The sequence below is a fragment of the Pedobacter polysacchareus genome (assembly GCF_019802255.1).
Taxonomy (GTDB): domain Bacteria; phylum Bacteroidota; class Bacteroidia; order Sphingobacteriales; family Sphingobacteriaceae; genus Pedobacter; species Pedobacter polysacchareus.
Genome location: NZ_JAHYSS010000001.1, coordinates 187,340 through 210,294, shown reverse-complemented (window position 1 = coordinate 210,294; position 22,955 = coordinate 187,340). Strand labels below are relative to the sequence as shown.

Sequence of the window (22,955 nt, the reverse complement as noted above, 5' to 3'; positions counted from 1 at the left end):
ATAAGTACAGTAATGCAGGAAACCAAAATTTTATGGGCCGACGATGAGATCAACTTATTAAAACCACATATACTATTACTAAATGAAAAAGGATACCATGTGACTACTTTCACTAACGGAAACGATGCACTGGAAGCCTTTGGTAAAGAGCACTTTGACCTGGTATTTCTAGATGAAAATATGCCGGGATTGACCGGATTGGAAACCCTTACCGCCATCAAGAATATCAGAAATGATGTACCAGTGGTATTGATCACCAAAAGTGAAGAAGAAAACTTAATGGAAGACGCGATTGGTTCTAAAATCGACGACTATCTGATTAAGCCAGTGAACCCAAAACAAGTATTATTGACCATTAAAAAGATCATTGACAATAAGCGTTTAGTCAGTGAAAAGACATCAATGGCCTATCAGCAAGATTTCCGCCGACTAGGAATGACCTTGAACGACAGGCTGAGTTATGAGGAATGGGTAGATGTTTATAAGAAACTGGTTTTCTGGGAATTGGAGCTTGAAAAACTCGATGACCCACAGATGCATGAGATCCTGACGATGCAAAAATCAGAAGCCAATGCACAGTTTTCAAAATTCATTGAAGACCATTACCTGGGTTGGGTTAATGGCAAAGAAAAAGCACCGTTATTATCAAACGAGCTCTTGAAAAGAAAAGCTTTTCCGCTCATTACAGATAGCAACGTGCCTGTGTTTTTCATCCTGATTGACAATTTACGTTATGACCAGTGGAAAATTATCAATCCATTGATTACGGAGCATTTCCGCCTGGAAGAAGAAGATACTTATTCTAGTATTCTGCCAACGGCTACTCAATATGCGAGAAATTCGATATTTTCGGGTCTAATGCCGCTAGAAATGGAGAAACGCTTCCCTAAATTATGGCAGAATGACGATGATGAAGGTGGGAAAAATTTACATGAAAGTACTTTCTTAACGGAAAACATCAAAAGGACGCTGCGCAAAGATTACAAACACAGCTATCATAAAATCCTGACCTATGACGACGGGAAGGCTTTGAATGAACAAGTGAATAACCTGCTTCAAAACGATTTTAATGCCATCGTATACAATTTTGTAGACATGCTTTCTCATGCCCGTACAGACATGCAGATGATTCGTGAGCTGGCCAATGACGACGCCGCCTACCGTTCGCTTACCCTTTCCTGGTTTGAACACTCTCCTTTGATGGAACTCTTGAAAAAGATTGCTCAGAAAAAGGTGAAACTGGTGATTACGACCGACCATGGAACGATTCGTGTAAAACATGCCAGCAAGGTGATCGGCGATCGAAATACAAATACAAACTTGCGCTACAAACAAGGTAGAAACCTGAATTACAACGCCAAAGAGGTGTTTTTAATTAAAAATCCACATGAAGCACAGTTGCCTAAGATCAACATCAGCTCTAACTATATTTTTGCGAAAGAAGATCGTTATTTCGTCTATCAGAACAACTATAATCAGTTTGTAAATTACTACAATGAGACCTTCCAGCATGGTGGAATCTCTCTGGAAGAAATGATCATTCCAGTAGCAACTTACAGTTCAAAATAAAAACGGGGAAGTGTTCGGGAAGAGAAGGGCCTTATAATAAGGTTCGGAGGGGGTTCGGTTAAGGTTCGCGTAGGTTTGCCTTAGTCTGTGCTATCCAAACCCTAACCGAACCCCTACCTCCCTGTAAAGGCTAGCAGTTCTCTTCCCGACTACCATACGACCTTCAGCGCCACTTGTTATCGACACATAGATTTAACTTACAATTTCCGTAAACTTCTAAAAATTCTTAGTTTTGGATTTAAGGGATTTCGCTGTGAAGGAAGCGTCCCTGATGAATAAAAAACAATAAAATGGAAATTGAGGTTAAAAATTTAGCCGGCCTGGACGAGGCAGCACAGAAAGTATTAGAATTTGCTCAAAATGAGCGGTTTTTCATCTTTGAAGGAGATATGGGTGCCGGGAAAACGACTTTCATCAAAGCACTGACGAAAGTATTGGGGGTCACTGATGTCGTGTCCAGTCCTACTTTTTCCATTGTTAATGAATATGAAGGAAAAGACGGCATCATTTATCATTTCGATTTTTACAGACTCAAAAACCTTCAGGAGGCTTATGACATTGGTTATGAGGAATACTTTTATTCGGAGCATATCTGCCTGATCGAATGGCCGGAAAAAGTGGAAGAATTACTTCCTGAACATTACGTTAAAATCGAAATCACCGCAACGGGAGAAACGGAAAGATTACTGTCAATTTCCAAAATTTAAATTGTAAATACACTTATTTTCAGGTATTTTGCTTATTTTGAGGACAAATATCTATAAATAAAATGGCTACAGGATTACGGGAAGGAATGGCCTCTATTGCTCAAAAAGGACTGATACAGCCCAAAGAGACCATGTCGGAAATCAACAAAAAAACCAATAGTCTTTATATTGGCATACCCAAAGAAATTTCATTTCAGGAGAACAGGATCGCATTAACCCCATTGTCTGTTGCTTTGCTGATCAATAACGGTCACCGGGTAATTATTGAAAGTGGTGCTGGAATTGGCGCTAATTTCTCCGACAATGATTACAGCGAGCAGGGTGCCACCATTTCATTTCATAAGAAAAGCGTATTCGAGGCCGATATACTGGTTAAGATTGCACCACCAACCCTGGAAGAGATAGGCATGATGCATAAAGGGCAAACGCTGATCTCAGCATTGCAGATGGGTGGATTAAAAGAAAGCTACCTGAAGGCTTTATTGAATAAAAAGATCAATGCCCTCTGTTTTGAAAACCTTCGCGATGAAGGTGGGGTTTTAAGTGTGGTGAGGGCCATGAGTGAAATTGTTGGCGCAACCTCGATTTTTATAGCAGCAGAATACCTGAGCTCCGCCACAGGAGGCAAAGGATTGATGCTTGGCGGCTTTACCGGAGTTCCTCCAACCGAAGTGGTCATTTTAGGGGCCGGAACGGTCGGAGAATACGCCGCGCGTACGGCATTATCTCTAGGTGCGGAAGTAAAAGTGTTCGATAGCTCCCTATACCGCCTTAGAAGGCTCCAAAACAACTTAGGGAGCAGGGTCTTCACTTCGGTGATGCAACCCATCGTTTTAGGCAAGGCAATTACCACCTGCGACGTGGTGATCGGAGCAATTCGCGCCAATCATAGCCGAAGCCCTTGTATTGTGATGGAAGAAATGGTGATGCGGATGAAACCGAACTCGGTGGTGATCGATGTAAGCATTGACCAGGGCGGCTGCTTCGAAACTTCTGAAGTGACCAACCACAGCAACCCAGTGTTTAGAAAACATGAGGTCATTCACTATTGTGTTCCGAACATTGCTTCACGAGTACCAAGAACAGCCTCTTATGCACTGACCAATATTTTTGCTCCGATCCTATTAGATATCGGCGACCTTGGTGGCCTGACCGGCGTGATCTGGAGTAAACCTGGAATTCGGGAAGCACTATATATATATCAGGGTCACCTGACGAATAAAGACCTGTCCAATATGTTTAACCTTCCCTTTAAGGATATTGAACTCCTGGTGGTTTCTAATCAATAGAAAATGATCCAATCCATTTGTCTGCTGTTGCTGAGTTTCTTCTTTTTCCAGGAACCAGCTGCAGAAAAAAAAGTCATTTTAAAACCCTTAAAAGTAGTGCATAGTTTTACGGCCTACGAACGGACTTATCGATATGACCCAAATCAGGAGCTCCTGGAGCTGAAAAAAGAAATTCCAGGTTTGGTCCTAGACATTCGATATGCGACTACAAATAATTTCATGAAGCTCGCCGTTTATAAACAAGCAAGGGCTTTTGCCAGAAGACCTGTGGTAGTGCAGTTGAAAAAGGTGCAAGCTGTTTTGGCAAAAAAAGGATATGCTTTGAAAATTTATGATGCCTACCGCCCTCATACTGCTACAAAAATCCTCTACCAGAAAGCGAGTAATAAAAACTTTGTCGCCAATCCAAAAACTGGGTCCAGGCACAATAGAGGCTGTGCCCTTGACTTGACTTTAATCCACTTGAAAACGGGAAAAGAATTGGAAATGCCTACTCCTTATGACAGTTTTTCGCCATTGGCTGCTTCAAATTACCAACAGCTGCCTGCTGCTGTATTGAAAAACCGAAGCCTGCTCACAAAGGTGATGCAAGACCATGGTTTCCGTGTATTGTCAAACGAGTGGTGGCATTTCGATTTTCAGGGTTATAAAAATTATGCCCTGTTGGATATTCCTTTTGAAAAGTTATAACTTTCCGTAATTTCCTTCTTGTAGCTTTACCCGGTCACCCTTGATTTCGATCAGAAAAATATGGCTGTATTCATCTTCCCTGATCTCTTTCAATGTACTCGTCGCCTTAAAAGCAGCAATAATCCCTAAAAGTCGGTTAGAATGCCCGCAAATAACGATATTTTTTCCTTTATAGGTGTTTAAAATGGTATCCGCTAATGCCTGGTAATCGGTAGATTTATACAGCTGAAAAGGCAACTGCTGTGCGGCTGCCAAAGGAGCCAATGTTCCTCTTGTTCTCTTATAGTCGGTACTGAATAAAGCGGCCATTTTATTTCCTTTCAGGTATTTAGCCAGGGTGATTGCCCGTTCTTCTCCTGCTTTACTTAGGGCAGGATCTTTATCTGCAGGGTCTTCCAGGTTCTTTTCTCCATGTCTGACAATCCAGACTTTTGTAGTTTGGGCTTGTAAACTGTAACTGGCTGTGAAAAGTAGCAGTAATAATAACAAACGTTTCATTTTGATCGGATTAGTGTTAAAATTTCTTTTAATTAAAGCCCTAAACGAGGCTAATGTTGTTCTCGATTAAGATAAGCGAAGCAGACAAAATCCATGCGGTTATCTCTTAAATAAGTTTTGTTTTTATGCTTAAATATAATTTTCTTAGGAACTAATTTATTAAATTAGATCAATGAAACGGCTAGTATGCGCGATGAAATTAACAGGACTTAAAATCCTGCTGCTCTTCCTGACCATCGCTATGACTTTAAAGTCCGGCTATGCCCAAAATTTCGAGTTTCCAAGTGACCGGAAGAAAGATGCCATCAATATGACTCTGATTAAAAATCTGGTGATTATTCCTGTTTACATCAATGATAAAGGGCCATTTAACTTCATTTTAGACACTGGAGTTGGACCAATGATCATCTCCGACCCCAGTTTAACCGACAGCTTAAATATCAAAGACTTACGAACCATCAAAATCTCCGGTTTGGGCAAAGGCGGTGAAATTGAAGCCTATGTAACCACTTCACTGGAAGCAAGAATTGGCAAAGCTACGCTGAAACATATCCCAACTGCGGTATTAAAAGAAGATTTGTTCCGCTTGTCCAGCTATGTAGGCATGCCAATTCATGGATTATTGGGCTATCACTTTTTCAAAAGTTTCATTGTAGAGCTTAAATATTCAAATAAAAGAGTCGTTTTTTACTTGCCTTCTTATGGTAAAAAGATCAAGGGAGAACGGATTGCTTTGGAAATGATCAACGACAAGCCATATACAAAAATAGAAATAGAGTCCGCAGAACTAGGTGTTTTAACCTTAAAAATGCTGGTCGATAATGGCGCCAGTCATGCGATCTCTCTGGAAATCCTAAATAAAAAGCCCTTTCCTTTACCTCCTGTTTCCATCCTTGCCAATCTGGGGATGGGCCTTGGTGGCCCCATTAGCGGGAGCATCGGCAGGGTACCCATCGTTAGAATCGGATCTTTTCAATTGAATCAGGTGCTCAGTTCCTATCCAAAATACGAGGACGTTGCCGGCAAGGTATTGCTCCATGACCGGAATGGAAATCTGGGCGCCGATATATTAAGTCGATTTGATGTCACTTTTGATTATGCCGACAGTGCCATGTACCTGCGAAAAAACGGGAACTTTAACCGTCCATTTCAGCACGATATGGCTGGAATGGAGATCTATTCAGACGATACTCAGGTTAAACGCTATTATATTGGCAGAATTGAGCCTGACTCTCCTGCAGAAATAGGTGGATTGGAAGCAGATGACGAGATCATTTTTCTGAATTTCATGCCTGCCAGCAGTTATTCTTTAACAGAAATCAATAAGGTTTTCCGTGAAGGGAACGATAGGACCGTTGTGGTTACGATTTTGAGGAAGGGCCAGCTCAACATTAAATTGATAAAACTGAAACAAAGAATATAAAATCTTTTGATTCTTATAACTTTGCGGTCAGATTTAATCCATTACCAATATTATTTTTGCATGTCCAAAAAGCTCATTTATACCTTATTATCCGTCATTACTGTTTTGCTGAGCTGTAACGCTGAAACCAATCAAGAAAGAAGAAATCGCGCAAGAAAACTGTCTTTTGACACGATAAAAGATATAAAGTACCATGAAGTAAAACGCCGCTTCAGTACCGGCTTATCTTTTAATGAGATGGGGTTCCAGCAAGAGCCGAGTTGGATCATTCAATTCAAGTCCAATGACTCGATCATGGCTTACAGCCCCCAGAAGCAGAGAATGCAGACATTTTTCCTCCAATACGATCATGGAGACGTTTATAATTTCGCAAAAGAATGGTTTAGAATTAAGAACATCAGCAAAGACAGCATTTCGATGCAGCGTTTACAGGTGGTGAGAAAAGAAATCGCGAAAGACATCCGGTCGGATGTAAACATCACGTATTATTCGGAGAATTACATTCAAAATGTACTGAAAACTACTCCTGAAAACCTGCAAAAGCCAACAAAAGCGGATACGTTATATATTCAAAAACTGGCCGATGTTGCGAACCAACATCCTTCAGACCCTAAGCTTGCTTTCGCTGGCCGTCAGCCGGTCGTGTTTCAACCATTGAGTGACATGATCAAGGTTGAAAAATTAAACGTTGTAGACCGGATTAATGGCAAAACCGAGGCTTACGACTACCTGTTTCCGAAGTATCGGATTGACATCTCAAGAGCTTATGAAGACTTCGGTTATGAGTTTACAGCAGTAGTGGATGCGAAGGGAAAAATGTACCTAGGAACCTTCCGGATTTCGGATCCGGCGAATTATGAGCCAAGGAAAAAAACATTGGAGGCCATTATCAATGTATACCTCCAAAACCTATTAAAAATTACCCCTGGAAGTACCCTTGGAATCCCTCATTCCAGCGAAATAAACGTGATTGTGGCCGGAAAAAAGGGTGCTAAATAAAAGCCTGAAATCGACGTTTTTAGAAAAATTTCGCCTATGTGTATTATAGAAAATATTACGTATCTTGCACACTTAATTTATTAATAAATAATACAATGCAAGAAGGAACAGTAAAATTTTTTAATGTAACTAAAGGTTTCGGATTCATCATTCCAGCTAACGGAGATAGCGAAATTTTTGTACATTCAACAGGCCTTATCGATGAAATTCGTGAAAACGACAAAGTTGAATACGATGTTGAAAGCGGTAAAAAAGGGTTGAATGCGATTAATGTTAAAGTAATCTAGATTATTAAAAACATAATTGTACAGCATCGCGAGCAATCGCGATGCTTTTTTGTTTTAAAGGGACTTTGCTTGTTGAATAAATTGGATTATTTCCTGGATTTCAGGAGGTCAAACAGCAGTTCTGGTTCGTTGGTGGTAATGAATTCGATGTGCTGATCCAGGAGGCGGTTCATCTCTGTTTCACTGTTCACTGTCCAGGCATTTAAAGTTAGGCCGAGGGTTTTGGAGTTCGTAAACCAATCGTTGTTTTTATAAACAGAGAAATGGTAATCTGCACCATAAAAGCCAGCTTCTTTTAGCTTTTCTAAAGACGCATCTCCGTTGAGATAGGCTACCTTCGCTCCTGGCTGTAATGACAGTATTTCCAGGCAGATTGGATAACTAAAACTGATATAGTCCACCCAAGCTGCAGCATTTAGCTTTTTTACCATGGCTACCGCTTTCCTGGTCATTTGAAGCTCTCTTTCTTGGCTGATTTTTGAAGGTTTCAATTCCAGTATCAGTTTGGTGCCCTTCTGTTTCTTTCCTGCTTTCAAATAAGCTTCCAATGTTGGGATACTTTCGCCATTACTCAGTTTCTTTTCCAATAATTCCTTGTAAGTATGGCTGGCAATCGTCATTCCCAGAAAGTCATCATCATGATTGACTACCAAAATACTGTCGGAAGTCATTTGTACATCAAATTCAGCCCCATAACAGCCTAGTTTTATCGCTTCATTTAAGGAAGCAATAGAGTTTTCAGGCAGGTTTTTCTTCTTCCAGGCACCACGATGGGCAATCACCTGATTCTTATTCCAGGTTTCCGTTTTTTGCAGCACAGGACTTATTATTTTTTCCATCTCAGCAGTTTTTATTCCGGTCGTTGTAAATAACGTAGCCATCGCAATGGCATAAATTGAATTGATCATCTTAATATTGGTTTATAAATAGTACAAAAGACGAGATCGCAGCGTTAATTTAGTGTTATGATGTGTTTATTTTATCACAACCAAGATTCATTCCCTATATTTAAGCGTCATTATAGCTAATTCATGAACAGCAATTACGAGCTTTTAATTTCGAAAGTTAATGAATTTACGCAAAAGTTTTACCTGAACAAACTATTGCGGGGCAGCATTTATGCCGCTACTTTTCTTTTAGCATTATACCTATTGCTGTTCGTACTGGTCTACTATGCCCAGCCGGGAATTCCCATGAAAACGCTTTTGTTTTTCGGCTCCATCACGCTTTCTGTGTTTGCGATTGCTATTTGGGTCATTAAACCTGCCCTTGCCTATTTCAAGCTAAGTAAAAATTTAAGTATTGAGGAGGCTGCAACGCTGATTGGGGATCATTTTTTCAATGTAAAAGACAAACTGTTAAATACGCTCCAGTTAAAGGCACTGGCAGATCAGAACCCGGAACACAATATGCTCATTATGGCAGGTATTGATCAAAAGATCAATTCCCTAAAACCAATTCCTTTTAGTACGGCCATTCGCTTAAATGACAATAAAAAGTACCTGCGGTATTCCTTGTTTCCACTGAGCATCATTTTGCTGATTGCCATCATTGCCCCTTCCATTTTAAGAGAAGGTACCAGCAGTTTTGTTCAATATAACAGAGAAATCTTACCGAAAGCCCCTTTTTCTTTTCAATTGACAAATAAGAAACTGATTTGTGCTCAGGGAGATGACCTGACGTTGAACCTTAAACTCAGCGGCAATGAACTGCCGCAGGAGGTGTATATTTCTGATGGTTTGAATACCTATAAGCTTGAAAAAAAGGACAAGACTACTTTTCAATATACTTTTAAAAACCTGCAAAAGAAGAAAGAGATCCGCTTTAATGCAGGCGGTTTTAGTTCCCTTCCTTACGTCATTGAAGTGAAGCCTCGTCCGGCAATTCTAGCCATGACCGTCGATCTTCATTACCCTGCTTACCTGGGAAAAAAGGACGAAACCATTGCCAATGCCGGTGATTTACTATTGCCTGATGGCACCAATGTAACCTGGAAATTAAAAACGGTAAACAGTGACCAACTGGCTTTTATTTGGGACAACAAGGAGCAGTTGCTGCTTTCCAGAGACAATAATTTTTCGTTTAAAAGCACTTTACGGAAAAACGGGGAATACCGCTTGAGTCCTAAAAACAGCTTTTTTGCGGGCAGTAAAGACTCTTTAGTCCATCAGGTTGCGATCATCGCAGATGAATATCCAAACATTACCGTCACAGAATCCCCGGATTCATTGAGCAGTAAAGCCCTTTACTTCTCTGGAAATGTTTCAGATGACCACGGTTTTAGCACCTTGAAATTCAGCTATGTGATTTCAGAAAACGGCAAGGCAAAAAATAAAGTCAGCCAGTCCATTCCCATTAAAAAGACACAATTAGAAAATGCGTTCTTCTTCTTCTGGGATTTAAATAAAGCAGGTATTAAGCCTGGTCAGCAGTTAGAATATTACTTTGAAGTTGCGGATAATGATGGTGTTAACGGTCCAAAAACGACCAAATCTGCACTAAAAACTTATGAACTCCCTTCCGCACAGCAGGTTGCTGAAAAAATCAATCAGGGCAGCTTAGCGGTTAAACAGAAAATGGACCAGGCCATTAAACTCGCTGCAGCAGTAGAGAAAGAAAGTAAAAAACTCGGTGCTGCCCTTCTGGACAAAAAAGCATTGAATTTTGATGATAAGAAGCAGATTCAGCAATTGCTGGACAAGCAGAAACAGCTGGAAGAGGCCGTTAAATCACTCCAGGAGCTGAATGAGAAGAATAACTTTGATAAGGAAGAAAATGCAGCGGTAAAAGATGAATTGCTCGAAAAGCAAAAGAAAATCGACGAGCTGTTTAAGAACGTGCTGGATGATAAAACAAAAGCCTTATTGGAGCAGTTGCAAAGCATGATGGATCAAAATAATAAGGACCAGACGCAACAGGAGCTTTCCAAAATGCAGCTGGACAATAAATCCTTAAAAAATGAGCTGGACCGCATTCTGGAACTTTACAAGCAATTGGAATTTGAACAGGGTCTGCAAAACAATATTGACCGCATAAAAGCACTTGCGAAGGAGCAGAAATCCCTTTCTCAGCAGAGTAAAGATCAGAAAAAGACGGCTTCAGAATTGAAACAGCAGCAGGAAGAACAGCGTGCTTCTTTTGAGGAAATCCGAAAAGAATTGAAAAGCCTGCAGGAGAAAAATGAACAGCTGGAACGGCCAAATCCTTTCCAGAACCCTGAAAAGGAGGCCAAAGACATTCAGCAGCAGCAAAAAGAGAGTAAAGAAAACCTGGAAAAGAACAACCGCAAGCAAGCGGCTGAAAATCAGCAGAAGGCGGCCGATCAACTTGAACAGCTGGCCAAAAAGATGGACGATATGCAGCAGGAATCTGCGGAAATGGAAAACAACCTGAATGTTCAGGAATTGCGCCAATTGCTGGAAAACCTGCTTAAAACTTCTTTTGATCAGGAAAAGGTAATGCTTAACCTGAGAAAACTGAGTAATAATGATCCGCTTTATACGGCCAATGTGCAGCAGCAAAGGGCCATCAAAGACAATATGAAGACCATTGCCGATAGCTTATTTTCATTGAGTAAGCGAGTTCCACAGATAGAAAGTACGGTTAATGAGGAGCTGCAAAAGATCAATTTTAACATGGATAAGAGTCTGGATAATCTAGGCGAAAGAAATACTGCAGCTGCAAATAAGAACCAGCAGTATACCATGACTTCCATCAATAACCTTTCATTGATGCTCAATGAGGCTCTGGAACAGCTGCAGAAAATGAAGAAAAACGCTAGTGGCGGCGGTAAAGGAAAACAGAAACAGAGCATGAAACAGCTGCAGCAAATGCAGGAGCAGCTCAATAACAGCATGCAGAAAGCAAAGGATCAACTGCAAAAATCGGGAAATAAAGGCACTGTGCCAAAAGGACAAATGTCTGAGGAGTTTGCTAAAATGGCCCAGCAGCAGCAAATGATCCGGGAAGCTTTGGAAAAGATCAATCGGGAAGAGAATAAAGATGGTAAATCTGGTTTAGGCAACCTGAATCAGATGATCAAGGACATGAAGTCGACAGAAATTGATTTGGTAAATAAGCGACTGGAGCAGGAAACGTTGAACCGTCAGAAGGAGCTGCTGACTAAACTTTTGCAGGCAAATGATGCACAAAGGGCGCAGGATCAGGATTCAAAAAGAGAAAGTAAAGCAGGAAAAGAGTTTCCTCCATCCTACCAGCAGATGCTGGAAAAATTCCGGAAAAACCAAAAAAATGAAACGGAATGGATCCAAAAATTGCCGCCCAGCCTGAACCACTATTATAAAAATAAAATTGCGGAATATTTTAAATTGCTAAATTTGGCGCAATAATTCTATATCCAGATGGCAAAACCTGCAGTTCATTTTTTCACCGAAGACCTTAGTTATACCCTTAAAAAGAAAACCTTGCTTAAGGCCTGGATCAAGGCTATAATTGAAAAAGAAGGTTATTCATTACAGGAATTGAACTTTATCTTATGCTCAGACGAGTATTTACTGCGTATAAACCAGGAATACCTTAACCATGACACTTATACTGATGTGATCACTTTTGATAACTCAGAGGAGCTTAAAATGATTGTAGGGGATATATTTATCAGCCTGGAGCGCATTCAGGAAAATGCAAAAACATTTAAGCATAGCGTAGCAGATGAATTGTACCGCGTGATGGCACATGGCACCTTGCATCTTTTGGGCTATAAAGACAAAGGTAAAGCCGCAAAAACATTGATGACACAAAAAGAAGATGAGTCTTTAGCTTTGTTTAAATCAATGGAATCTGCGCTTTAAAGTCCTTCGTGTTGATAGGTTATATCCGTCTGTTCGTCGAAATTAAAGCACAGATGGTCTAATGAACGTCAATTTTTTGAAACGTTTTTCCCGGGACTGCGTCTTATCCATGAAAGATATTTCGCAAACCTAAAACCAGGGAACCATGAAAACCACCATAAAAAAAATACTGATTGGCGCCACCGCCGTCATCATCCTTACCGGAACAAAGTTTGGCATCAAGTCCGTTGAAAAGAGTGTTTCTTTAACGCATACCATAAAGTAATCTTGCATTTTCAGTGCTAAAAACAAGCCTTTTCTAAAGTAGTGTGTCGGTAATACCCGCCTACTCCTATCGTTAAACCTCGTGCTTTTAATGGTCTGGCCTGTTCAATTCTGTCATTTTTAAAGATTTCCGTCCTCCCGATGCGCAAAATACTTTTCGCAATCCAGCTGCCATAAAGAATATTTTTAACCCAATTGGCTGATTTTTAATGGGGAAAATCCCTTCATGTTCAATAGGCTCAACTATATACCTAAGAATTATTGCTTACTTTTGCAGTAATTTCATACATAAAATATCGTTAAACACAGACTTTGAGTACACTAATTGCAGCCGAAAACTTAGGCCATGCTTACCATGATGAATGGCTATTTAAAAATTTGACCCTGGGGATTCAACCTGGACAGCGCGTAGCGTTGGTTGGTATAAATGGTGCTGGAAAAAGCACCTTACTGAAATTACTTGCCGAAAGGTTTAATCCTTTGGAAGGTAAAATCGTGAAGAATAAATCTGTTAAAATAGGATTCCTGGATCAGGAGCCTTCTTTTCCAGACGGTTACTCGATTAGCGATTTCATTTTCTCTACAGAAAACAAACAGCAGCAACTGATCAAAGAATATGAGGAACTGATTGAAGATCCAAACCCGGATGAAAAAACTTTAAACCGCTTATACGAAGAGTTGAGCGAGCACAATGCCTGGGAATACGAGCACGAAATTAAAACGATTTTAAGCCGTATGGGAATCACTCATCTGCAGCAGCAGATCTCTACCCTATCTGGTGGCCAGAAGAAGCGTTTGGCGCTTGCAAAGCTATTGATAGAGGATCCTGAGATCTATGTATTGGATGAGCCTACCAATCATCTGGACATTGATACCATAGAATGGCTGGAAAAACTATTGACTTCCGGCAATAAAACTATATTATTAGTTACACACGACAGGTACTTTCTGGATAACGTTTGTAATACCATTGTAGAGTTAGACAGAGGAAAGATTTACAATTATAATGGCAATTACGCCTACTTCCTGGAGAAGAAATCTGAGCGTGAAATGGCCGATGAAAGTACATTTCAGAAAAATAAGAACCTCTTGAAAAAGGAGCTGGAATGGATGAGAAGAATGCCTGCTGCCCGTACTACGAAGTCTCAATCACGTATTGATGCTTTTTATGATCTGGAAAGCAAAACTAAACAAAGATCTGACAATCAAAGCGTTACACTTAACGTTAAAATGGCTCGTCAAGGGAATAAAATCCTGGAACTGGACCATATTGGTCAGTCTTTTAATGGCAATCCGATCATTAATGATTTCAGTTATACCTTTAAACGTGCAGACCGTATCGGTCTTGCAGGTAAAAATGGCACCGGAAAATCTACTTTATTGAACATCATTACCGGTTACTTAACACCTGAAAAAGGAAAAGTAAGTACTGGTGAAACTACTGTTTATGGTTACTATAAGCAAGGTGGTCTGGCCTTCAATGAGAAAGAAAGAGTAATTGATATCGTAAAATCTGATGCAGAATATATCAAAATGGCCGATGGTCAGACGATCTCTGCTTCGCAATTACTAACCTTATTCCTCTTCCCTCCTAAGAAACAACACGGGATGGTTGAAAAGCTAAGTGGTGGTGAAAAGAAAAGATTACACCTGATGAAGGTGTTGATGCAGAACCCTAATTTCCTGATCCTGGATGAGCCAACTAACGACCTCGATATTGATACGCTGAATGTATTAGAAGAGTTCTTAGAGAACTTCCCAGGTGTGTTAATCCTAGTATCTCACGATAGGTATTTGTTGGATAAGATGAGTGAGCAATTGTTCATCATGGAAGGCAATGGAGAAGTAGGAATTTATAACGGTAACTATTCTGAATATAGAATCAGTTTAGAGACACCAAAAGAAAAGGCACCAGCAAAAACGAAGGAACAGCCTGCCCCACAAGCAGCAGCAAGTCCAGTAAAAAAGCTGTCTTTTAAAGAGCAAAAAGAACTGGAAGATTCAGAAACTAAGATTGCTGAATTGGAAGGAAAAATTCAGGAATTGAGCAATTCTCTACTGACAATCGACAGTGCTGACTATACAAAAATACAGGAAGTTTCTAAAACAATTGAAGGCTTAAATCAGGAATTGGAAACAGTTACTGAACGCTGGTTAACATTATCAGAACAATAAATCCTAACAATTATCCCCGCCTGATCAAGCGTATTCAGGTGGGGACAATTGATCACGCTCCCCCTATCGGCAGGATTTATTCATGATCGATTTCATCCAGTTTTAGAATGATATAAAAGAAATTCTTAACAACAAAAGTTCTTTCTCATTTTTAATAATCAAAAAACAATGGTGGTTTATCCCCGCTATTGTAGCCAGAAATAAAAGCGAAAAGGCTTTGTTTTTGGTTTAAATTTTAGAACGCTCAGCAAAATTCATTAGGTTTCTCTAAGGAAGAATCATCTGAATTTTTAAGGAGCTTTTAGAAAAACAGGCTTGCGCAAATGCTTAAAATAGGAAGTTTAGCATTACGTTCAGTGTTAATTATGAGGCATGGGTAGCAATTAAAAATGGAATTACCCTCCCGGATTTATCCGGAGGAGAAGCCATAATAAACGAAAATGATACAGAAGCAAATCTAAACTCCTTAACCCCGGATAAACACAAAGGATAGGCAAATGGAATTGAAAAATTGGATTGCTTTCTCCACTAATAACAACGAAGCAGCAGTTGGAAATCCAGGCTGTACCCTTTAGATATCTTGAGGATCGCCTCGGCATTCCGGGGATAAAAAAAGAAAAATAGGATGGTTTACCATATTAATTCCCTCCTTAAAACCCTCAAAAACGTTCCGTGGAACAAGCTATTTTTGATGGGTATAAAAACAAAAAGCAGACCTCATTTGAAGTGATGCTTTAAATCGAGTCCTGCTTTAATACAACCTTTGCTGTCGTTTGAAAATCAAGTGTTTTCTAACGATTTAAAAGACAAAACTGCCTTTATTAACAATACAAAGGCTGCTCCTTAAATGAGGACGTACAAAAAAAAGAAAGAATAAAAGGGAGATGAATTAGCTCCTCTCCACTATTAAATGATTAATTTTAACCTATTGTTTCACGTGAAACATTAGCGCTTAACAGCGGGCATCTTTATGCGTTCCACGTGAAACAATTTATAAGCGATATAAAAACAACAGGTAATGTTTAAAGAATATGATGTTATAGTAGTCGGCGCCGGACATGCAGGTTGTGAAGCCGCCGCTGCTGCTGCCAATCTTGGATCTTCAGTCTTGCTGATCACCATGAATATGGAAACCATTGCACAGATGAGCTGCAACCCAGCCATGGGTGGTGTGGCGAAAGGACAAATCGTAAGAGAGATTGACGCCATGGGTGGATACTCTGGAATCATCAGTGATAAGACCACACTTCAGTTTAGGATGCTGAACCTTTCTAAAGGCCCTGCGATGTGGAGTCCAAGAGCTCAGAATGACAGGAAGAGATTTGCTGAGGAATGGAGACTGGCTTTAGAGCGCACCCCTAATGTCGATTTCTGGCAAGACATGGTGAGCAGCCTTTTGATTAAGAACAATACTGTAGTAGGTATTAAAACTTCTTTAGGAATTGAGATCAAAGGGAAGTCTGTAGTACTGACTAATGGTACCTTCCTAAATGGATTAATTCATATCGGTGAGAAAAAATTTGGTGGAGGCAGAACAGCAGAAAGAGCTGCAACTGGCTTAACTGAACAATTGGTAGAACTGGGTTTTGAAGCTGGCAGAATGAAGACTGGTACCCCACCCCGAGTGGATGGCAGATCTTTAAATTACTCGGTAATGGAAGAGCAATGGGGAGATGAAAATCCTGGACGCTTTTCTTATACCAATGTAGAACGTCCAACGGAACAACGCTGCTGCTGGATTACGTATACCAATTCTGAGGTTCATGAAACACTGAAAGAAGGATTTGAAAAATCTCCGATGTTCACCGGTCGAATTAAAGGATTAGGTCCGAGGTATTGTCCTTCTATTGAAGATAAGATCAATCGTTTTGCTGAAAGAGAAAGACACCAGATTTTTGTAGAGCCAGAAGGATTACATACCTGCGAAATCTACGTCAATGGTTTCTCGACTTCTCTACCAGAAGATGTGCAATATAGAGCGCTGACTAAAATCCCAGGATTTGAAAACGCTAAAATGTTCCGCCCTGGATATGCGATAGAATATGACTTCTTCCCGCCTACCCAATTGTCTTTAACCTTAGAAACAAAAATGATCAGCAATTTATATTTCGCTGGTCAGATCAATGGAACTACAGGTTATGAAGAAGCCGCAAGTCAGGGCTTTATTGCAGGAATCAATGCACACCAAAAAGTGAATGATTTACATGAACTGATCATGAAGCGTTCTGAATCTTATATTGGAGTATTGATAGACGACCTGGTGACTAAAGGAACCGAAGAGCCTTACCGTATGTTTACTTCCAGAGCAGAACACAGGTTGTTACTTCGCCAGGACAATGCCGATATCCGTCTCTCTCCTATCGGCCATCAGTTAGGCTTGATCAGTGACGAACGTTTAGAACTTGTAAAACAAAAAGTAGCCAACTCCGATGCCATCGTTGCCTTTGCAAAAAAACAAAGTATCGACATGGTAGAGGCCAATGTAAAATTAGAAGAATTAGGGACTAGCACACTGAATCAAAATGTTAAAATCATCAGCCTGCTGGGTAGACCGCAAGTGGGTATTGAAGACGTTAGAGAAATGAGTGCTCCATTTAAAGAGTACCTAAGTTCATTTGATAAAGAGACTATAGAGCAGGCGGAAATTAAAATTAAGTACGAAAGCTATTTTGAGAAAGAACAGGAGATTGTGAACAAAATGCAGAAGATGGAAGACAAAGACATCAATCCTGATTTTGATTATTCTCAATTGGGATCACTTTCTAAGGAGGCCAGAGAGAAGTTATTGAAGATCAAACCCCGCACTTTGGGTCAGGCTTCAAGAATTTCAGGGGTTTCTCCTTCAGATATCTCCGTTTTGATGGTTCACATGAGTAAGTAATTTGTAAACATCTGATAAAGAGTCAGTTAGCTTGACAACTACAACCTTGTTAACTGACTCATTTAAATGAGTTTTAAGAGCCTTTTAAAATTTTTTAATGTTATCTATTAAAAAGAGTAATAAACTTAACACAACGCATATAAATGGCCAAAATTAGCATTGTACCGAACTTCAGGCTTTTTGCATCCCTCCTATTGTTAATTTCTCTAATATATGGTTGTGCAAGCATCCAGCAGCCACAGGGAGGGCCTCGGGATACAGAGCCTCCGAAGGTGTTGAGTATGGAGCCAAAAAACTTCACGACAAATTTTAAGTCCAAAAAAATTACCCTGGAATTTGATGAGTATTTCAAACTTCAGAATGAATCGAAAGAGTTTTCAATTTCGCCGGAACTCAAAGTTCCTCCCCTACTCAAGGTGAAGAAAAAGTTTTTGGAAATTTCGTTCCCAGACACGCTGGAAAAAAATACTACCTATACATTGAACTTCGGGAAGCTGATCGCGGATATCAACGAAAACAACGTCCTAAAGAATTTCTCCTATGTATTTTCAACAGGTCCGAAGCTCGATTCATTAAGCATCAAGGGCAAGGTCACCAATTCCATCACCGGCGAACCGGAACTTGAGGCGGTCGCATTTATTCTTCCTTTGGAAAGAGACACCATTTTCGGAAAAGGCCGACCTGCAATTTACTCACTAACGGATAGCTCGGGTAATTACAGTCTGAACAATTTAAGAGAAGGTACTTATAAAATTTACGCCTTAAAGGAAAAAGGCGGAGATAAAATCTACCAGCAGAGTACAGACGAAATTGGTTTTATTAAAGACCCCATTGTTCTAAAAAAGAACCTGGACTCTGTAAATATTCAAGTCTTCAAAGAAGACGCATCGGTATTCCGGGTATTGGATAAACGGATCAATGCGGATGGAAGTATCAGTTTTGCTTTCAACCAGAAATTGCTAAAACCAGAAATCGTAGTCACAGATCCTCCTGCTTTGGATGCCTCAAAATATACCAAGTTTAGTAAAAATAATGACTCGCTAAAAATTTGGCTGACCGATTTAAGTTTCGATTCTGCAAAAGTAAATATCAACGAAAACGGGAAATTACAACAAACGGTTATATTGAACCGTGGGAAAAAGGAAACGTATACCAGAGTTTTAACCGCAACGGATAACCTGGAAGACCGTACCTTAAATCCGAACAGACCGTTCAAACTGACTTTCAATTTTCCAATTTTAAGCACCGATGTCAATAAAATAGAATTGCTTGAAGATTCGGTAAAACGTACCAACTTTACCCTGGAAAAAGACAGCGCCGACTTTTTATCTTATTATATTAAGTATCCATGGCGAGTTAAAAAAACCTATGAGCTCAAGTTTGAAGCGGGCGCCTTTACAGCCATTTTTAACACAAAAAATAAAGAGTTCAAGAAAGATTTCAAATTAGGAAGTAAAGATGATTACGGTACTTTAGTCCTAAAACTGATCGTTCCGGAAAAAGATAAAAGTTATATTGTAGAGGTGGTTGATGCGAATAAACATCCGGTTAATAGTATGGTGATTACGAAAGATACCACCGTTACTTTTAATAACTATAAAGCAGGTAAGTACTATACCAGAATTACCTACGACAATAATAAAAACAAGAAATGGGATACCGGAAATGTGACCTTAGGCACGCAGCCTGAAAAGATTTGGAACGAACCCAAAGAACTCTCGATCAGAGCCCTTTGGGAAAGAAATGAAACCATTACGATTCCAAAAGAATAAGAAAAGATCGATCTGTTTTAGCAGATCGGTCCATTATTTAAACCAGTCGGCATACATAATGTAGTTGTCTGGCAATTTATTCAATAAAGCCCGTTGCTCTTCAGTAATGGGCTTTATTTTTTTTGCAGGTGTTCCGGCATAGATATACCCGGATTCGCAATGCGTATTTTCTAATACAACAGCTCCTGCGGCAATAATACAGTAATCTTCAACTATGGCATTGTCCATCACAATGGCCCCCATACCGATCAGGATATGGTCTTTTAAAATACAGCCATGAACTATTGCATTGTGTCCAACAGAAACCCTATTTCCAATCACTGTTGCTGCTTTCAAATAAGTAGCATGGATCACTGCGCCATCCTGAATGTTACTATCATTCCCAATAGTAATGGTATTTACGTCGCCACGGATCACTGCGTTAAACCAGACAGAACAGTTACTGCCCATGGTTACGTCGCCAACAATCGTCGCATTTGGCGCAATAAAACAATTCTCTGCCCATTTCGGGTGCTTATCTTTCACTGGTAATATCACTGCCATTTTCTAAAAAATTGTATCGGTTAATTGTGCTGAATGCACTGGATAATCAGTCGTATAGTGTAGTCCCCTGCTCTCTTTTCTTGCTTTTGCAGACTTAATAATCATGAAGGCAACCTGGATTACATTGCGCAATTCGCAAAGTTTTACAGACACTTTATTGGCTTTATAGAAAGCTTCTGTTTCTTCATGGAGCAAAAATAAGCGCCTCATTGCCCGGTCTAATCTAAAATCAGAGCGTACAATTCCGACGTAATCACTCATTAATTTCTGTGTTTCCCGTAAATTATGGGTGACTAAAATATCTTCGTCGGACTGTTTTACCCCGTCGTCATTCCACTCAGGGATATTGTCAGGGATCACCGTATTTTTGAAAGTAGCTATAGCATCTTGATAAATGCGGTGTGCAAACACAGGAGCTTCCAGCAAGGAATTTGAGGCCAAACGATTGGCCCCATGTAAACCTGTAGACGAACATTCTCCGCAGGCATATAAATTTTTTATAGAAGAACGACCATATTCATCTACCATAATTCCGCCGCACATATAATGAGCTGCTGGCGTAACCGGTATTAAATCCTTTGTCATGTCTATACCTATAGATAGACACTTCGCGTAAATGTTCGGGAAATGAGCTAAAATCTCGCTCTTTTTGCGATTGGTGATGTCAAGGTAGACAAAATCCTCCCCAGATTTTTTCATTTCAGAATCTATTGCACGAGCTACAATATCTCTGGAAGCCAAAGATCCTCTCGGATCATATTCATACATGAACTCCTCGCCATTTTTTCTTCTGAGCACACCGCCATAACCACGAACTGCTTCAGAAATCAGAAAAGCAGGATATTCTCCCGGATGATATAAAGCGGTTGGATGAAACTGAATAAATTCCATATTCCTTACTTTTCCTTTTGCGCGGTATACCATCGCCATACCGTCACCTGTAGCGATTACGGGATTTGTAGTACTGCTATACACATGCCCAGCACCACCTGAAGCCATGATAGTCACACTCGCTAATATCTTTTCCACATCGTTACGCTCTGTGTTAAAGGCATATATGCCATAACAGTGGATATCTTCTGAACTCTTATCCACATGCAGCCCCAAATGATGCTGAGTAATTAACTCCAAACAGAAGTAATGTGTTAATATCTCTATGTTTTTGTTCTGATGAATCTGTTTTAATAAAACGCTTTCAATTTCATATCCCGTGACGTCTTTATAGTGTAAAACACGATTTTCTGAGTGTCCTCCCTCTTTGGCCAAATCATAAACTCCGGTCTGATTTTTATCAAAATTGATTCCGTAATCTATAATTTCCTGGATTCTTTGAGGCCCTTCTTTGACTACAATTTCCACTATCTCTCTGTCACACAGCCCATCTCCAGCAATTAATGTATCTTCAATATGTTTTTCAAACGAATCATCTTTATCTACAACAACTGCTACTCCACCCTGCGCATATTTTGTATTCGACTCATCTTCATTTGATTTTGTAACAATTAAAACTTTACCATGCTGAGCTGCTTTTAATGCAAAGCTTAAACCCGCTATACCCGACCCTATTACTAAAAAATCTACTTTTCTCATTGAAATTAAGCTACTTCCCTTACTTTGTTAACAACGTTGATATAATTGTTAATTTCTTGTCTAAACATATAGAACAAATAAATTTGAATGTTTAAAGCTAAGCTAAAAAGGGAATTTGCCACAATATTTTCAGTTATTTTTGAGCAACTTTGCAGAGGTTATCCACTTTTTACACACAAACTAACAATACACATATTACTATGGATAAGTTTTGAGGGAGAAAAATAAAATACTGTGAATCAGCGGAATTTTGGTTTAAAAATTCAACTTATTTGTGGATAACTTATGAATAACTCAAATAATCGCCTAAAAAAAAATAATTTACAAACGTTATTAACACACTAATAAACAATAGAAGTCTATCTATATTAAATAATTATAATTTATTGAACTGTTGAAAATGGATACATTTGAGGAATTAAATAGAAAAGGTTTTGTCGAAGAAAAGATTGATCCTACACTTGATCTTTTCGTGGAAATCGAAAAACTAAAAAAAGAGAAGAATGCGATAGTGCTGGCGCACTATTACCAAGAGCCTGATATTCAGGATATTGCCGACTATATTGGGGACAGTTTAGGACTATCACAAGAAGCGGCAAGAACTGATGCTGAGGTGATTGTGTTTGCAGGAGTTCATTTTATGGCAGAAACTGCCAAGATTCTTTCGCCTGAGAAAACGGTTTTGCTGCCGGATTTGAAAGCAGGGTGCTCGCTGGCAGATAGCTGTCCGCCACACCTGTTTAAAAAATTCAAGGAGAAACACCCTGATCATGTGGTGATTACCTATGTGAATTGTACGGCAGAATTGAAGGCAATGAGCGATATTGTTTGTACCTCTACGAATGCAGTACAAATTGTGGAGAGTCTTCCGAAGGATACGAAGATCATTTTTGGTCCGGATAAAAACTTAGGCGCCTGGGTGGCTAAGAAAACAGGCAGGGATTTAGTGCTCTGGAATGGTGCGTGTATGGTCCACGAGATTTTTTCGAGAGAAAAAATCACCAGATTGAAATCTCGTCATCCCAATGCGAAGTTTATTGCGCATCCGGAATGTGAAGAGGCCGTTTTGGAACTGGCAGATTACATTGGATCGACTACAGGATTATTGAATTACAGTACAAAAAGTGATGCTCAGGAATTTATTGTAGCAACGGAAAGCGGAATTATCCATCAGATGGAGAAAGCAAATCCGACAAAAACATTTATTCCGGCACCACCAAATAATAACTGTGCCTGTAATGATTGTCCTTATATGAAAAGAAATACTTTGGAAAAACTCTATTTATGTTTAAAAAATGGAAGCCCTGAAGTAACAGTTCCTGCTGATATTATTGTGCAGGCACGTAAACCAATTGAGAGAATGCTGGAGATATCCGCAGCTTTGGGTTTATAATTTAAAAATACGCGATTCTCCTGCAGATTGGTAATAATTATAAGGAAAATCAGTAACTAGTAAAAGT

General features: G+C 39.7%; 17 protein-coding genes. 13 read left to right on the top strand and 4 right to left on the bottom strand.

Annotated features, from left to right (window positions below):
- Nucleotides 1–12: 12 nt before the first annotated feature.
- The 4 genes from porX to K7X70_RS00760 all read left to right on the top strand — a co-directional run bounded on the left by porX (nucleotide 13) and on the right by K7X70_RS00760 (nucleotide 4,255).
- Nucleotides 13–1,569: a T9SS response regulator signal transducer PorX gene (porX, locus tag K7X70_RS00775; RefSeq protein ID WP_062546370.1), complete on the top strand. Its 1,557-nt coding sequence runs from the start codon at nucleotides 13–15 to the stop codon at nucleotides 1,567–1,569.
- A 290-nt stretch (nucleotides 1,570–1,859) separates the two neighbouring features.
- The gene (gene tsaE / locus K7X70_RS00770) at nucleotides 1,860–2,276 is read left to right on the top strand and encodes a tRNA (adenosine(37)-N6)-threonylcarbamoyltransferase complex ATPase subunit type 1 TsaE (RefSeq protein WP_222535290.1); all 417 of its coding nucleotides are present in this window, start codon (nucleotides 1,860–1,862) and stop codon (nucleotides 2,274–2,276) included.
- 62 nt (nucleotides 2,277–2,338) lie between these two features.
- Complete coding sequence (locus tag K7X70_RS00765) at nucleotides 2,339–3,565, top strand: alanine dehydrogenase (protein ID WP_222535289.1); 1,227 nt, start codon at nucleotides 2,339–2,341, stop codon at nucleotides 3,563–3,565.
- Nucleotides 3,566–3,568: 3 nt separating this feature from the next.
- The gene (locus K7X70_RS00760) at nucleotides 3,569–4,255 is read left to right on the top strand and encodes a M15 family metallopeptidase (RefSeq protein WP_222535288.1); all 687 of its coding nucleotides are present in this window, start codon (nucleotides 3,569–3,571) and stop codon (nucleotides 4,253–4,255) included.
- Here the strand turns inward: K7X70_RS00760 and K7X70_RS00755 are convergent.
- Entirely contained in the window at nucleotides 4,250–4,753 is a 504-nt protein-coding gene (locus K7X70_RS00755; RefSeq protein WP_222535287.1) for a SixA phosphatase family protein, read from the bottom strand. The two genes, K7X70_RS00760 and K7X70_RS00755, sit on opposite strands and share 6 nt — an antisense overlap.
- A 172-nt stretch (nucleotides 4,754–4,925) precedes the next feature.
- Here K7X70_RS00755 and K7X70_RS00750 point away from each other — a divergent pair, with 172 nt between their 5' ends.
- The 3 genes from K7X70_RS00750 to K7X70_RS00740 all read left to right on the top strand — a co-directional run bounded on the left by K7X70_RS00750 (nucleotide 4,926) and on the right by K7X70_RS00740 (nucleotide 7,462).
- Nucleotides 4,926–6,176 (top strand): aspartyl protease family protein, encoded by a 1,251-nt coding sequence (locus K7X70_RS00750; RefSeq protein ID WP_222535286.1) that lies wholly within the window; start codon nucleotides 4,926–4,928, stop codon nucleotides 6,174–6,176.
- A gap of 60 nt (nucleotides 6,177–6,236) precedes the next feature.
- The gene (locus K7X70_RS00745) at nucleotides 6,237–7,175 is read left to right on the top strand and encodes a hypothetical protein (protein ID WP_222535285.1); all 939 of its coding nucleotides are present in this window, start codon (nucleotides 6,237–6,239) and stop codon (nucleotides 7,173–7,175) included.
- A gap of 95 nt (nucleotides 7,176–7,270) precedes the next feature.
- Nucleotides 7,271–7,462, top strand: a complete 192-nt coding sequence (locus K7X70_RS00740; protein ID WP_008241764.1) for a cold-shock protein — start codon at nucleotides 7,271–7,273, stop codon at nucleotides 7,460–7,462.
- Nucleotides 7,463–7,548: 86 nt separating this feature from the next.
- Here the strand turns inward: K7X70_RS00740 and K7X70_RS00735 are convergent, their stop codons facing one another.
- Nucleotides 7,549–8,370, bottom strand: coding sequence for a glycerophosphodiester phosphodiesterase (locus K7X70_RS00735; RefSeq protein WP_255606849.1), 822 nt, complete (start codon nucleotides 8,368–8,370; stop codon nucleotides 7,549–7,551).
- Between the two features lie 123 nt (nucleotides 8,371–8,493).
- Between K7X70_RS00735 and K7X70_RS00730 the strand changes: the two genes are divergently transcribed.
- The 5 genes from K7X70_RS00730 (at nucleotide 8,494) to K7X70_RS00710 (ending at nucleotide 19,362) form a co-directional block, all read left to right on the top strand.
- Nucleotides 8,494–11,811 (top strand): DUF4175 family protein, encoded by a 3,318-nt coding sequence (locus K7X70_RS00730; RefSeq protein WP_222535284.1) that lies wholly within the window; start codon nucleotides 8,494–8,496, stop codon nucleotides 11,809–11,811.
- A gap of 12 nt (nucleotides 11,812–11,823) precedes the next feature.
- Nucleotides 11,824–12,270 (top strand): rRNA maturation RNase YbeY, encoded by a 447-nt coding sequence (ybeY, locus tag K7X70_RS00725; protein WP_222535283.1) that lies wholly within the window; start codon nucleotides 11,824–11,826, stop codon nucleotides 12,268–12,270.
- 576 nt (nucleotides 12,271–12,846) lie between these two features.
- A complete protein-coding gene (locus tag K7X70_RS00720) occupies nucleotides 12,847–14,709 on the top strand; it encodes an ABC-F family ATP-binding cassette domain-containing protein (RefSeq protein ID WP_222535282.1) in 1,863 nt (620 codons plus the stop codon).
- 1,018 nt (nucleotides 14,710–15,727) lie between these two features.
- Nucleotides 15,728–17,590: a tRNA uridine-5-carboxymethylaminomethyl(34) synthesis enzyme MnmG gene (gene mnmG, locus K7X70_RS00715; protein ID WP_222535281.1), complete on the top strand. Its 1,863-nt coding sequence runs from the start codon at nucleotides 15,728–15,730 to the stop codon at nucleotides 17,588–17,590.
- A 143-nt stretch (nucleotides 17,591–17,733) separates the two neighbouring features.
- Nucleotides 17,734–19,362, top strand: a complete 1,629-nt coding sequence (locus K7X70_RS00710; RefSeq protein ID WP_222535280.1) for an Ig-like domain-containing domain — start codon at nucleotides 17,734–17,736, stop codon at nucleotides 19,360–19,362.
- Between the two features lie 33 nt (nucleotides 19,363–19,395).
- On the opposite strand, the gene K7X70_RS00705 is transcribed toward K7X70_RS00710, so the two are convergent.
- Both K7X70_RS00705 and nadB read right to left on the bottom strand, forming a co-directional pair.
- Nucleotides 19,396–19,905: a gamma carbonic anhydrase family protein gene (locus K7X70_RS00705; RefSeq protein WP_222535279.1), complete on the bottom strand. Its 510-nt coding sequence runs from the start codon at nucleotides 19,903–19,905 to the stop codon at nucleotides 19,396–19,398.
- A 3-nt stretch (nucleotides 19,906–19,908) separates the two neighbouring features.
- The gene (gene nadB, locus K7X70_RS00700; RefSeq protein WP_222535278.1) at nucleotides 19,909–21,495 is read right to left on the bottom strand and encodes an L-aspartate oxidase; all 1,587 of its coding nucleotides are present in this window, start codon (nucleotides 21,493–21,495) and stop codon (nucleotides 19,909–19,911) included.
- A 400-nt stretch (nucleotides 21,496–21,895) separates the two neighbouring features.
- Between nadB and nadA the strand changes: the two genes are divergently transcribed.
- Complete coding sequence (gene nadA / locus K7X70_RS00695; protein WP_222535277.1) at nucleotides 21,896–22,888, top strand: quinolinate synthase NadA; 993 nt, start codon at nucleotides 21,896–21,898, stop codon at nucleotides 22,886–22,888.
- Nucleotides 22,889–22,955: the final 67 nt, after the last annotated feature.